The sequence below is a fragment of the Photobacterium sp. Ph5 genome (genome assembly GCF_022129445.1).
Taxonomy (GTDB): domain Bacteria; phylum Pseudomonadota; class Gammaproteobacteria; order Enterobacterales; family Vibrionaceae; genus Photobacterium.
Genome location: NZ_JADQAQ010000013.1, coordinates 51,925 through 65,749, shown reverse-complemented (window position 1 = coordinate 65,749; position 13,825 = coordinate 51,925). Strand labels below are relative to the sequence as shown.

Here is a 13,825-nt window from a genome sequence, read left to right as displayed (position 1 = left end):
TACGCCAAGAGTGGCTATAATGCCGCCCCTTAAATATTAATACCCTTGTCGTTATTCTTTGCAATTGGCATACGATAATGACACATAGCATTTGTCTTGGGAGAGATAACTGGTGAAAGACTTTTCCGAATTAGAGTTAGATAGCGAGCTGTTACGAGCGATTGAAGAAATCGGCTATAGCCGCCCAACAGTGGTTCAAGCGCAGGCTATCCCTCATGCCCTTGACGGTAAAGATGTAATGGCTTCTGCGCCAACAGGGACCGGAAAAACAGCAGCCTTTCTTCTACCGATGATCCAACACTTGCAAGATTTTCCACGCAAAAGACCAGGACCTGCACGTATTCTGATCTTAACGCCAACGCGTGAACTTGCGATTCAAGTTGCCGATCAAGCAAGAGCATTAGCAAAACATACAACACTAAAAGTATTTACCATCACAGGTGGTATTTCATATGACGAACATGCCGAAATGCTGGGTAAAACTCAGGATATTGTTGTGGCGACACCGGGTCGTCTTATGGAGTACATTGAAGCTGAAAAGTTTGACTGTCGTGCTATCGAGTGTTTGATCCTTGATGAAGCTGATCGCATGTTAGACATGGGCTTTGGTAAAATTGTTGAGCGTCTTAACCATGAGTGTCGCTGGCGTCGTCAAAGCTTATTGTTCTCTGCTACCTTAGAAGGTAAAGGTGTACGTGAGTTTTCAGAAACAATTTTGAATGAACCTGTTGAAGTAAATGCAGATCCTTCTCGCCGCGAACGTAAAAAGATCCATCAAATGTACCTTCGTTGTGACAACATGGATCACAAGCTTGCTCTGTTAGAAAATATCATTAAAGAACAAGCTGAACGCACGATTATCTTTGTGAAAACACGTGAGCGTCTAGGTATCCTTCGTGGTCAACTAGAAGCCATGGGCATCCCTTGTAACTGGATCCAAGGTGAAATGGCACAGGCTGCACGTACAAACATGATCACTCGTTTTCGTGATGGTGTTGTAAACGTATTAATTGCGACAGACGTTGCTGCACGTGGTATTGATTTACCTGATGTAAGCCATGTGATCAACTTTGATCTACCTCGTACAGCTGAAGTTTATGTCCACCGTATTGGTCGTACAGCGCGAGCGGGTAAGAAAGGAACGGCAATCTCCTTGGTTGAAGCACATGATCAAAGCATGATTGAACGTATCAGCCGCTACATGAAAGAAGAAGTGCAAGAACGCTTTATTCATGGCCTACGTCCACAGACAAAAAAACCAAGCACTGCCAAGAAAAAGAAAAAAGTGAGTAAAAAAGTAAAAGATGCGAAAGCGAAAAAGAAAGTAAAACAAGCGGCTAAAAAAAACCAAGCTAAGTCGTAATGTCTCTTTTACCACATAAATAAAATAAAAAGGCCAACTCTCATGAGTTGGCCTTTTTTCCTTTCGAAACAATTGTTTTTACTATTGCTCTTCACGCTTAAATACTAATTCTTTCGCCGTTGATTCCGCTTCTACAAAATAATAACCCGCGGTATCAAATTCTTTTAATGCTTCAATCGATGTGATTTGATTATCAAGAATGTAACGTGCCATCATGCCACGAGCTTTTTTAGCGTAAAAGCTGATCACTTTATAATTACCGTTCTTACAATCTTTAAAAACTGGCGTGATCAGTTGAGCATTCAACTTCTTCGGTTTCACCGATTTAAAATATTCGTTAGATGCAAGGTTGATCAGAATATCATCGCCCTGCTCTGCTAATGCTTGGTTTAATTTATTGGTAATGATATCACCCCAAAATTGATACAGGTTAGTACCGCGAGGGTTCGCCAATTTCGTGCCCATCTCTAAGCGGTAAGGTTGCATCAAATCTAATGGACGCAACAAACCATATAAACCAGAAAGCATACGTAAATGTTGTTGAGCATAAGCAAACTGTTCTTCTGTCATGGTTTCAGCTGCAAGACCAGTATACACATCACCTTTAAAAGCCAATATTGCCTGACGAGCATTGTCTTGCGTAAATTGTGGCTGCCACTCGGTAAAACGAGCAGCATTCAAACCTGCAATTTTATCGCTTACTTTCATCAAGCTTGCAATATCCATTGGCGTAAGTTCACGACATACATCAATCAGTTCAGCAGAATGATCCGTAAGCTCTGGTAAGGTAAATGTTGATGTTGCCAATGGCGATTCATAATCAAGGGTTTTAGCGGGGGAAACCACAATTAACATAAGGCTTTTTCCTTTAAAGTCTGACTCAAAAAGACTACCACTAAACAATAAAAAAGCCACTTAGAAACTAGGTGGCTTTAGTTATTTCAATAATAGGCTTTAACAATAATTAGGATTTCTGCTTATCCCAGATCCCTTCTTCCAGTTGTGCATGTAGCTCTGGATAATCATTACTATCAAACGTCGGTACCTTACCCAGCGATAACTGTTTATTGTAATCAGTGGCCAACTTCACCACAGTGCCTGACAGTAAAACAATCGCGACTAAGTTAATCAGTGCCATCATTCCCATTGATACATCGGCCATTGCCCATACCGTTGGAAGATCTGCTAACGCTCCAAACATCACCATAAAGAGCACCACAACACGAAAAATATTCAATCCGATTTTATGGTTATGCTCAAGAAAAATAAGGTTGGTTTCAGCATAGGAATAATTAGCAACGAGCGATGTAAACGCAAAGAAGAAAATTGCAATCGCAATAAACACAGAGCCCCAGTCACCGACTTGTGAGCTCAAGGCGCGCTGAGTTAGCTCAATCCCTGTCACTTCACTATGGGGAACATATTCGCCTGACATCAGAATAATCGCGACAGTGGATGAACAGATCACCATTGTATCCATAAACACACCGAGCATTTGCACATACCCCTGCGAAGCTGGATGAGGCGGATAAGGTGTTGCAGATGCTGCCGCATTCGGTGCCGATCCCATGCCGGCTTCATTCGAAAATAAACCACGCTTTAATCCATTAATCATTCCTTGCGCAATGGTATACCCCAATGCACCCGATGCCGCTTCTTCTAAACCAAAAGCACTGCGAAAAATCATCATGATAATATCAGGCAATTTTTCAATGTTGATCGCCATAATATAAAGGGCAAGCAACAGATAACATAATGCCATGGCAGGAACTAAAATTTCCGCGGTTCTTGCTATAGTACGTAAACCACCAAAAATGATGACGCCAGTCATTATTACAAGCCCAATACCAACATATATCGGTGACCAACCAAAAGCCACATGAGCAGCCTGACTTATAGAATTAGCTTGAACCGAGTTAAACACTAAACCAAAAGCAATAATCAAAAAGACCGAGAACATCACGCCCATCCAGCGCATGCCTAATCCTTTTTCCATATAATACGCGGGACCACCACGATAATTACCATCATCATCACGGGTTTTATACAACTGAGCTAATGCGCTTTCTGCAAAGGCAGTTGCCATGCCAAGCATAGCAATTAACCACATCCAAAAAATTGCACCTGGGCCACCCAAGGTTAATGCAACAGCCACTCCCGCCATATTACCTGTGCCAACTCTAGCCGCTAAGCTCGTACATAATGCTTGGAAGGAAGAAATTCCAGCACTATCTGATTTTCGGCTGTTTTTCATTACCTTAAACATATGTCCAAAATGACGGAACTGGATAAAGCTCAAACGATAGGTAAAATAAATACCGACTCCTATCAGTAAATAAATTAATACTGAGCCCCAGAGTAAGTCATTTAAAAAGTTAATTTGGCTGGACAAATGAGTTCCTTCTACAACGCCGCGTGTATCGAATAAATAATGACAATGAATGTGGTATCCATTTCACTAGCGAAAACTAAACCATTAACGATTTAGCAACAACACAAAGCAATTTCACGTCGATATATTCTTTTCTGCTAATGCACATACATTATTATGAGATATATCACTAATAGTTCCGTTATTATCACATGAAATACACTAAGGGTATATTTTTAAAGTAAATCTCTAAAATACACTGACTAAATCCAAACATAAAAAACACCTTACTGCGAGTCATTTCCTTACGTTTTCGGTCATAAAAAGGATATATTTGACTTTTCGCACATAAAAATTTCATCTTTAAGCAACAAATGAGAAACACTTCAATTTTACTCTACCCCATAGTGTGATAATTAATGACCTTGTAGCTTATATTTAGCTATATCATAGGAAGAGGTGCTTTATGGATAGCTTTGCATTTGATGATATGTTCACAACAGATACCGTTTCTCGTCGCTCTCGAGCAAAACCAGAGAAACGTAAATGGCGTGAAATTGAAGCCTTAAAAGATCGTCAACGACTTCGCCGCGAGCTTCAGGACATGGATATGTGCGGCAGTTATGATGCGGATGAATTCGACTTTTAATCTAATTAACCTAAACAAAAAATAAAACGCCAGCATCTCGCTGGCGTTTTGTTATCTGGAGAATCTCTAAGTTTATACTTGCCAATTGATCGGAGCTTTCCCCATCTCAGCTAATAACTGATTTGTTTTAGAGAAATGCTGACAGCCAAAGAAACCACGATAAGCCGATAACGGTGACGGATGCGCTGAATGCAATACGTGGTGACGCGTTTTATCTATCTTCTTACCTTTCTTTTGCGCATGTGCGCCCCATAACAAGAAAATCACGCCTTCAGTATTATCATTAATATATTCAATTGCGCGATCAGTAAATGTTTCCCAACCAATCTTAGCGTGCGAGTGAGCATTACCTTGCTCTACTGTTAGGACTGTATTAAGCAATAAAACACCTTGCTCTGCCCACGGCTGTAAATAACCATGTTCAGGTACTATAAAACCTTCAATGTCAGTGGCTAACTCTTTATACATATTTGCCAATGACGGTGGTGTCTTAATACCCGGCAATACCGAGAAGCTAAGGCCATGGGCTTGCTTTGGCCCATGGTAGGGATCTTGTCCTAGAATGACGACCTTAGTGCTCTCTAATGGCGTCGAGGTGAATGCATTAAAGATATCTTCTTGAGGAGGAAATACCACTTTTCCAGATGCGCGAGCAGCGTCAACCGCCTGTTCAATCTCAGAAAAATACGCTTGTGCTCGTTGTTGCTCGATAAATGTAGACCAACTAGCGGTCATAAATGTTTCCTCATCAATAAAATTTACTCAGTAAGAATAACAAAATCAGATCAAAGGCGAGATAGATAAACGCCACCTTTCTCTATAACCACTTATTTTTGATCGACAAAATCTCGCAATGTCGCAATCTCTTGATGCCAAATATCAGGATTAATCGTTTCTAAAATAAGAGGCATATGATTAAAACGATCATCTTGCATGATATAGCGGAAACAATCCCAGCCAATCGCGCCTTCACCTAGACTATGGTGGCGATCTAAATGACTACCTAAATCACCTTTGGAATCATTTAAGTGCATACCTCGGAGATATTGCATTCCAACAACATCATTAAATTCAGCAAAAGTTCGATCTGTTGCAGCTTCAGTGCGTAAATCATATCCAGCCGCAAAGGTATGACAGGTATCAATACAGACACCTACCCGTGTTTTATCTTTAACTTGATTGATGATTTCCGCTAAATGTTCAAACCGCCAACCTAAATTTGAACCTTGTCCCGCCGTATTTTCGATCACCGCAACAACATCACTTACTTGCTCATGCGCAAGGTTTATTGATTCTGCGATCAACTTTAAACACTCTTTTTCAGAAATTTTTTTTAAATGACTCCCCGGATGAAAGTTCAAAAGGTGCAATCCAAGCTGTTTACAACGCGACATTTCATCAATAAAAGCAGCACGCGATTTTTCCAACTTTTCAGCCTCTGGCGCACCTAAATTAATTAAATAAGAGTCATGCGGTAAAATAGCATTAGCATTAAATCCTAGTTGAGAACAACGCGCTTTAAAGGCTGCAATAACATCGGTATCTAGCGGCTTTGCCACCCACTGTCGTTGATTTTTAGTAAACAGAGCAAACGCATTCGCACCAATTTTTTCAGCATTTACTGGCGCATTAAATACACCGCCAGCAGCAGAAACATGAGCACCAATCAGCTTCATAATAATTTTAACCTCATTTATATCATTTGGCATTTCACGCCAAAACAGAACACCAAATAAACACCACAAAAACAAACGGACAACACTAATGTTGTAATTTTACAACATTAGTGCGTTAAACTATTTTTTATTACTTAAAATTTGTTGTTGATTAACCCTTAAAATGGCGTTAGATTGACTTAGCTCAATAAAACAGCCCTACTTTATTTAAGGTTTTTTGTTGTAATTTGATCTAAGTCAATGCACAAGTAACCATGCTGGGTTATACAATTATTAGCTCGGCAGAAACGAATAAATTAACACCAATTTCTCGGAGATAAGTTATGATTACTGGTATTCAAATTACTAAAGCAGCAAACGACGATCTACTAAATACTATCTGGATCCTAGACAGCGAAACAAACGAAGCACGTTGTGTATGTGCGCTATCTGGTTTTGAAGCAGACCAAGTTGTTGCTCAAGCAGATCTAGGTGACATCGAGTACCGTGAACTTGCTATCGAAGCACCAGCAAAAATCGAAGGTGGTCAGCACCTAAACGTAAACGTTCTAAAGCGTGAAACATTAGAAGATGCTGCTAAGCACCCAGAAAAATACCCACAGCTAACAATCCGTGTTTCTGGCTACGCTGTACGCTTCAACTCACTAACTCGTGAGCAACAACAAGACGTTATCGCACGTACTTTCACTAGCAGCCTATAATTTTCTGTTAGTTTGCCTTATTAGGTACGTAGCAATAAAAAAACGGCACGATCAATGTGCCGTTTTTTATTATCTGTAATAACAGAAAAATAAAAAAAGGAGCCTTAGCTCCTTTTTTAACGCTATATACTATTCGTCATTATTGTACTGAACGTAATACCGCTTTTACTGCTTCAAAATCATTATCACGTTCTAAAGATAATAATTCCATCGCATTATGCTTCGCTAACGGTGCAGGTAATGGAATATCTTTATCTAAGATCTCATCCACCACTTCTTTAAATTTCGCTGGGTGCGCAGTACAAAGGAATAAACCTGTTTCGCCATCATCTAATTGCTCGTTAAGAATCCGATAAGCAATCGCACCATGAGGCTCACATAAATACCCTTCTGCAGTCATTTGTTTTAAGGTTTCAGCTGTTTGCTCATCTGTCACCGCACCATAACCTAATTCATTTAAGCCCCAGCCTTTTAGCTGACAAAGCTCTTCGATACGTGGCCAGTTATTCGGTTGGCTAACATCCATCGCATTTGAAATAGTTGGAACGGTTACTTTTGGAGACCACTCACCCGTTTGTAAATAACGTGGAACCGTGTCATTTTCATTCGTTGCCGCAATAAAGCGTTTAACGGGTAAACCTAGCGATTTAGCTAATAGGCCTGCCGTTAAATTACCAAAATTTCCGCTTGGTACTGAAATAACTAATTGCTCACGTTCCGCTTTAGGCAGTTGAGCAACAGCTTCAAAGTAGTAACAGATCTGCGCCATTAATCGGCTAATATTGATGGAGTTTGCAGAGTTTAAACCCACTTCTTTGCGCAGCTCTGCATCATCAAATGCTTGTTTCACTAGCGCTTGGCAATCATCAAACGTGCCATTCACCGCAACCGTTGTAATGTTCTTACCTAATGTACAGAACATCTTTTCTTGTAATGGACTGATCTTGCCCTTCGGGTACAAAATCACAACCTTGATGTTATCCATACCATAGAAAGCATGCGCAACCGCAGCACCTGTGTCGCCTGATGTCGCGGTTAAAATCGTGATATCACTTTCACTATCAGCCGTTACTGCTGCTAGTGATTGCGCCATAAAGCGACCACCAAAATCTTTAAATGCTAATGTTGGCCCATGGAACAACTCTAATGCATACACACCGTCTTTTACTTTATTGATAGGTGCTGGGAATTGGAATGCGCTATCAACCATTTGGCTAACAGTTTCTTCACTTAACTCATCACCGATAAACGCGGAAAGGATCTTGCTACTACGCGTGACAAAATCCATCTCTAGCAATGCATCAATATCGCTAAATTGAGGGAGTTCTGATGGAAAGAATAGACCTTGGTTACGTCCTAATCCTTGACGTACAGCCTGACCAAATGAAACCTGCTCTTGATGTTCTTTTAGATTATACAATTTCATTGTTATAGCTCACTTCCTGTTACTTTTGCGCCCAAGTTGTCTAATCGACAAACATGAACAAATCCTTCATCATTCTGAACATAATGTTCTTCGAGCCAACGTGCAAGTCGTTTAGCGACCTCTAAATCGGTGCAAACACTAAACATGGTTGGTCCAGAGCCTGAAATACCACTCGCAATCGCCCCTGCATCTAACGCATGCTGACGTGCTTGCGCAAAGCCAGGTAACAGCTTTTCACGGTAAGGTTCAGCCACAACATCTTTGATCATCTTCGCAGCTAACAGTGGTTGGTTTGAGTGACAGGCATGAATAAAACCACCTAAATGACGACCATGAGTGATCACATCTTGGCGACGATATTGTGCTGGCAAAATCGCACGCGCTTCAGCGGTTGGTACTTTAATCCCCGGGTAAGCCATTACCCAATACCAATCATCAAAACAAGGGACTTTCTGGCTTATGATCCCTAATTCTTCCACCATGAATTGCAATCCACCAAGAAAGCACGGTGCAACGTTATCATAGTGAAGGCTCCCTGAGATCTCGCCTTCCATTTCCCCCATGAGCGCCAATAGCTCTGTTTCATTAAGCGGTTGATCATGGAAACGGTTAAGTGCATCTAATGCTGCAACAATCGAACAAGCACTCGAACCTAAGCCAGATCCAATAGGCATATTTTTTTCTAATGTCACATCAACAGGGAGTAACGCGCCCCCTTTTTTATCCAGCTCTCGTGCAAACACTTGCCAGCAACGGTAGACAATATTCTCTTCAGCCTGTTGCGGCAGTTTATCAACAAACGCCCCAACGCATTGCAAACTAAAAGATGCTTGACCCGCAGCCACTTTTACTCGATCGCCCAATAACGTGCCATCAATTGGCGATACTGCCGCGCCTAAAACATCAAAACCAACACTCACATTACCAATCGATGCCGGAGCATAAACAACAACACTCATTTTATACCCCTCGCTTCCAGCCTAATGTACGCATTAGATCGGCAAAAACACCCGCCGCTGTCACTTCCGTACCGGCACCGTAACCACGAAGAACCAGTGGGATCGGTTGGTAATAGCGGCTGTAGAAGGCTAAGGCATTCTCACCATCTTTAATTTTAAACATTGGATCATCAGGGTTCACCGCGACAATTTTCACCGAGCAATGGCCATTATCGATTTCACCAACATAACGCAGGACTTTGTCCTCTTTTGCCGCTTCTTGAGCTAATTGAGTAAAGTATGCATCCGCTTGTGATAAACGCGCCATGAAATCATCTACAGAGCCTAAAGCATCAAAGCCTGGTGGTAGTGCTTGCTCAACATCAACGTCTGAAAGTTCTAATTCAAGCCCTGATTCACGAGCCAAAATAAGTAGCTTACGTGCCACATCCATACCTGATAAATCATCACGAGGATCGGGCTCAGTAAAACCATTATTACGCGCAACGGTTGTCGCTTCGCTAAAGCTCATGCCTTCATCTAGTTTACCGAAGATGTATGACATTGAGCCCGATAAAATACCTGAAAAACGCTGTAACTCATCACCTGCAGCCATCAGGTTCTGCAAGTTTTCAATAACCGGTAAACCCGCGCCAACAGTGGTGTCATACATAAACTTACGACGGCTTAAACGTGCCGCTTGGCGTAATTGTTGGTAATAAGCCATGCTAGCCGTGTTCGCTTTCTTATTCGGTGTAATAACGTGGAAACCCGCAGCAAGGTAATCGGCATATTGCTCTGCGATTGTTTGATCTGACGTACAATCAATGATCACTGGGTTGATAATGTGATTACGCTGAACAAGCTGGATCATACGAGCAAGATTGAGAGGCTCATTCACCGCCCCCATTTGATCGCGCCAGTTATCTAAATCAAAGCCATCACTGCTCAGGAGTAATCCTTTACTGTTTGCCATACCACAGACGCGAATCACGATACCGTCATCGGCAAGTTTACTTTGTTGACGCTGGATCTGATCGATCAACTCACCACCGACACCACCGACACCAATCACAAAAACATCTAAGAAATGCTGACTATTAAATAAGTTCTCATGACACGCCTTGACAGCTTCTGGCACTTTATTTTGTGGAATAACTGCTGAAATAGCACGCTCAGATGAACCTTGCGCGATCGCAACAATATTGACATCCACTTCTGCCAAAGAAGTAAAGAAACGCGATGCAACGCCGTGAGAAGTGCGCATACCATCGCCAACTAAAGTAACGATCGATACGTTATCTGAAAACTCAACCGGCTCCAGCAGGCCCTCTTTTAATTCCAGTTCAAAACTTTCGTTTAACGCTTTTTCAGCTTGAACATGATCTGCCGTTTCAATACAGAAACTGATACTGTATTCAGATGATGATTGAGTGATCAAAACAATAGAAACCCCCGCAGATGACATAGCGCCAAATACGCGTGCAGCCATACCGACCATCCCTTTCATACCAGGGCCAGACACGTTCACCATCGTAAGATCTTTTAAGGTGGTAATACCTTTAATCGCCAATTGATCTTCACCAGTATCTTGACCAATTAATGTCCCTGGCGCTTGTGGGCTAAAGCTATTTTTAATCAAGCATGGAATTTGAAATTGGGCGATAGGAGCAATAGTTTTAGGGTGAAGAACAGAAGCACCGAAATAAGACAATTCCATCGCTTCTTGATAACTTAAAGATTTCAGTAGGCGTGCATCAGGGACTAAACGAGGATCACAGCTATAGACACCATCAACATCCGTCCAAATTTCACAACAATCTGCGCGTAGGCATGCGGCAAGTACTGCAGCAGAATAATCAGAACCATTACGGCCCAGTGTCACTAACTCACCTTTGCTGTTACCTGCTGTAAAGCCAGGCATAATACAAACATGCCCTGCAGGTAACGGATCACGGCGGAAATTTTGCGTTGAAATTTCGATATCAACATGTGCCTCAAGGTAATCACCTTCAGCATAGAGATATTTAATCGGGTCAATCAGGCTAGCAGGTTGTCCTTTTGCTTCAAGTAAAGCTTTCATTGCCGCAATAGAAAGACGCTCACCTTTACTGATGATCGTCGCATACACATTATCAGGACATAAACCTAATAGCTTAATACCATGAACATACTCTTTTAACTGCCCTAGAGAGCTTACCAGCTTTGCATCTAAAGCCACTTTATCAAACTTAGGCTCCAAGGTTTTTAAACCACTGAACAATTCAGTAAATACTTGTTCAAGATCAGCTAACTGTAATGATGATTCACCTGTTTTCACAGTGTTATCAATTACTGAAACTAATTTATTTGTTACTTTCCCCGGTGCTGATAGCACAACAGAAACATCACCTTGCTGAGCATTACTCGCAATAATATCTGCCGCTCTTAAAAATCGCTCTGCATCGGCTAATGATGAACCGCCAAACTTAAATACTCGCATTCCCTACTCCCGAGTGACTATCCTGAACTACCTAGTTATCGCATCTAGATATACTCAAATATGTGAATTTAAAGTCGTTAAAAAAAAACCCGCAGCTCATTATGAGTTGCGGGCTTATTGTTAATCTTTGCGTATATCAGCCCGCACTAACACCGAAGATGTTAATGGTAATAATAATGCGTGTGATGGCGTGAGAGCTGAATACATTCTTCATTGGTCTACAAATTCTTTTTTGCTAATAGCTTACGTTTACAGCAATCATACATTAGAGTCAATAATATCTTTACAATTACACAACACAATAGCCAGCAAAATTGAATCAATTATCAGTCATTTTCATTAACAAAAATGGCTATTATATTTGCAGTCATGCGGACTACGTTGCATAGTTAAGTGTGAATATATTGCATCGGGAGGAGTACCGAATGAGCGCAGCCATGGAATCATTAATTGCCCATACTATTTTGCAAGGCTTTGATGCCATGTACGGTCGCTTTCTCGATGTTACAGCTGAAGCACAAGAGCGTTTTGAAAAACAGCATTGGGGGCTTGTGCATAATGCATTAAAGAAGCGGATCAGCTTTTATGATCATCATGTTGAGTTAGTTACAAACCAAATTCAAATCATGTTAGGTGAACGTTACGCCAACCATGATTTTTTAATGGCTGTCAAAATGGCCTACCAAGATTTACTCTTGGACTACCCTCGTTACGATATTGCTGAGAGTTTTTTTAATTCTGTATATTGCCGTATATTCAAACACCGAAATATTAATCGCGATAAATTGTTTGTTCATACTTCACAAGAAGATCGAGTCCCCCCCTACCCAACATCACTAACGCGCCACTATCGTGTTAAAACGACACTAAGTGCAATGTTTGAAAGAATGCTTGATGACACGCCCTTTACGTTAACTTGGCAAAATAAATCGAGAGATATACAACTATTACTTAAACACTTACAACGGGATCTGGGTAATAAGTTCGATCAAGGTACAACGCTAGAGCTTATTCGTGAGCCTTTTTATCGTAATAAAGCCGCCTATTTAATAGGAAAACTCACATTCTCTAATGGGAGCTTCTGTCCCTTTGTCGTTCCGATTTTAAACGATAATAATAATGAAATTTATCTTGATGCATGTATTTGTGATGTAAACGATGTCAGTATTATTTTTGGCTTTGCGCGCTCATATTTTATGGTTTATGCGCCAGCACCAGCAGCATTAGTACGTTTCCTTTCACAGTTAATTCCCAATAAAACCTTAGCTGAACTTTATACTGCGATTGGCTGCCAAAAACATGGAAAAACAGAGCTTTACCGTGAGTTTCTAGCCCACTTAGCCTCGACTAACGATCAATTCGTTATTGCTCCTGGCATCAAAGGCATGGTGATGTCGGTCTTTACTCTCCCATCTTATGACTTTGTATTTAAAATCATTAAAGATAAATTCGCACCTCAAAAGGATATAAGCCACAATACTGTCAAAGAAAAGTATCAGCTAGTAAAAGAACATGATCGCGTTGGTCGTATGGCTGATACACAGGAGTATCGTAATTTCTGTTTTCCTCGAGAGCGTTTTAGCGAAGCATTAATCCAAGAGCTACAGTCCATCGCTCCCTCAATTATTACAATCACAGATGATACGATTATGATTGAGCATTTATATATGGAGCGACGCATGGTGCCGTTTAACCTCTATATCGAAAAAGCAGACGATGATGATCTACGCTATGCCATTAATGAATACGGTCAAGCGATTAAACAGTTAGCAGCAGCCAACATTTTTCCAGGTGATATGCTATTTAAAAACTTTGGCGTGACTCGACATAAACGTGTGGTGTTTTACGATTATGACGAAATCACCTACATGACAGAGATGAATTTCCGTAAAATCCCACCACCTAGATACCCAGAAGATGAGCTGGCGGCAGAGCCTTGGTATAGCGTAGGAATCAATGATGTGTTTCCCGAAGAGTTTCGTACTTTTTTATTAATAAATCCTAAAGTACGCACGTTATTTGACGAGCTACATAGTGACTTATTTGAAGCAAGCTATTGGCAAAAGTTACAACAAAATATTACTGAGGAAAATTATCCCGATGTGATCCCTTATCCGTCGGAGTATCGATTCCAGCAGCATTAATTATCGCCACAAAAACGCCATAACATTGTAATAATAAAAGCACTATTTACATAAATTAAGCGCATTGGATCATAC

At 41.0% G+C, this 13,825-nt stretch carries 11 protein-coding genes; 4 read left to right on the top strand and 7 right to left on the bottom strand.

Translation table 11 applies throughout. From position 1 onward, the window contains the following. The first annotated feature begins 112 nt into the window (after positions 1-112). Entirely contained in the window at positions 113-1,363 is a 1,251-nt protein-coding gene (gene srmB, locus I3259_RS07350) for an ATP-dependent RNA helicase SrmB (protein WP_238029029.1), read from the top strand. 81 nt (positions 1,364-1,444) lie between these two features. Here srmB and yaaA read toward each other — a convergent pair whose 3' ends face one another. Together yaaA and I3259_RS07340 are read right to left on the bottom strand one after the other, a co-directional pair. Continuing rightward, entirely contained in the window at positions 1,445-2,218 is a 774-nt protein-coding gene (gene yaaA / locus I3259_RS07345) for a peroxide stress protein YaaA (RefSeq protein ID WP_238029028.1), read from the bottom strand. A 109-nt stretch (positions 2,219-2,327) separates the two neighbouring features. Beyond that, positions 2,328-3,755, bottom strand: coding sequence for a sodium:alanine symporter family protein (locus I3259_RS07340; protein ID WP_238029027.1), 1,428 nt, complete (start codon positions 3,753-3,755; stop codon positions 2,328-2,330). Positions 3,756-4,200: 445 nt separating this feature from the next. On the opposite strand from I3259_RS07340, the gene I3259_RS07335 reads away from it, so the two are divergent. Beyond that, on the top strand, positions 4,201-4,383 hold the full coding sequence (locus tag I3259_RS07335) for a DUF3545 family protein (RefSeq protein ID WP_238029026.1): 183 nt from the start codon (positions 4,201-4,203) through the stop codon (positions 4,381-4,383). Between the two features lie 72 nt (positions 4,384-4,455). Here the strand turns inward: I3259_RS07335 and ung are convergent, their stop codons facing one another. Together ung and nfo are read right to left on the bottom strand one after the other, a co-directional pair. Next, on the bottom strand, positions 4,456-5,118 hold the full coding sequence (ung, locus tag I3259_RS07330; RefSeq protein ID WP_238029025.1) for a uracil-DNA glycosylase: 663 nt from the start codon (positions 5,116-5,118) through the stop codon (positions 4,456-4,458). A gap of 92 nt (positions 5,119-5,210) precedes the next feature. Then, positions 5,211-6,065, bottom strand: a complete 855-nt coding sequence (gene nfo / locus I3259_RS07325; protein WP_238029045.1) for a deoxyribonuclease IV — start codon at positions 6,063-6,065, stop codon at positions 5,211-5,213. 317 nt (positions 6,066-6,382) lie between these two features. Here nfo and grcA point away from each other — a divergent pair, with 317 nt between their 5' ends. Continuing rightward, a complete protein-coding gene (gene grcA / locus I3259_RS07320; protein WP_005369692.1) occupies positions 6,383-6,760 on the top strand; it encodes an autonomous glycyl radical cofactor GrcA in 378 nt (125 codons plus the stop codon). A gap of 139 nt (positions 6,761-6,899) precedes the next feature. Here grcA and thrC read toward each other — a convergent pair whose 3' ends face one another. From thrC to thrA, 3 genes are read right to left on the bottom strand one after another with little or no spacing between them, the layout of a single operon-like run. Beyond that, positions 6,900-8,186 (bottom strand): threonine synthase, encoded by a 1,287-nt coding sequence (thrC, locus tag I3259_RS07315; protein ID WP_238029024.1) that lies wholly within the window; start codon positions 8,184-8,186, stop codon positions 6,900-6,902. A gap of 2 nt (positions 8,187-8,188) precedes the next feature. Next, positions 8,189-9,145: a homoserine kinase gene (gene thrB / locus I3259_RS07310; RefSeq protein ID WP_238029023.1), complete on the bottom strand. Its 957-nt coding sequence runs from the start codon at positions 9,143-9,145 to the stop codon at positions 8,189-8,191. A gap of 1 nt (position 9,146) precedes the next feature. After that, a complete protein-coding gene (gene thrA, locus I3259_RS07305) occupies positions 9,147-11,606 on the bottom strand; it encodes a bifunctional aspartate kinase/homoserine dehydrogenase I (protein ID WP_238029022.1) in 2,460 nt (819 codons plus the stop codon). Positions 11,607-12,031: 425 nt separating this feature from the next. Here thrA and aceK point away from each other — a divergent pair, with 425 nt between their 5' ends. Continuing rightward, a complete protein-coding gene (gene aceK, locus I3259_RS07300; RefSeq protein ID WP_238029021.1) occupies positions 12,032-13,750 on the top strand; it encodes a bifunctional isocitrate dehydrogenase kinase/phosphatase in 1,719 nt (572 codons plus the stop codon). Positions 13,751-13,825: the final 75 nt, after the last annotated feature.

What these genes read in the sequence shown, in the direction of transcription:
- ung (WP_238029025.1), bottom strand. Translation starts at nt 5,118, where the DNA reads ATGACCGCTAGTTGGTCTACATTTATCGAGCAACAACGAGCACAAGCG.
- thrA (WP_238029022.1), bottom strand. Translation starts at nt 11,606, where the DNA reads ATGCGAGTATTTAAGTTTGGCGGTTCATCATTAGCCGATGCAGAGCGA.
- yaaA (WP_238029028.1), bottom strand. Translation starts at nt 2,218, where the DNA reads ATGTTAATTGTGGTTTCCCCCGCTAAAACCCTTGATTATGAATCGCCA.
- thrC (WP_238029024.1), bottom strand. Translation starts at nt 8,186, where the DNA reads ATGAAATTGTATAATCTAAAAGAACATCAAGAGCAGGTTTCATTTGGT.
- aceK (WP_238029021.1), top strand. Translation starts at nt 12,032, where the DNA reads ATGAGCGCAGCCATGGAATCATTAATTGCCCATACTATTTTGCAAGGC.
- thrB (WP_238029023.1), bottom strand. Translation starts at nt 9,145, where the DNA reads ATGAGTGTTGTTGTTTATGCTCCGGCATCGATTGGTAATGTGAGTGTT.
- grcA (WP_005369692.1), top strand. Translation starts at nt 6,383, where the DNA reads ATGATTACTGGTATTCAAATTACTAAAGCAGCAAACGACGATCTACTA.
- I3259_RS07335 (WP_238029026.1), top strand. Translation starts at nt 4,201, where the DNA reads ATGGATAGCTTTGCATTTGATGATATGTTCACAACAGATACCGTTTCT.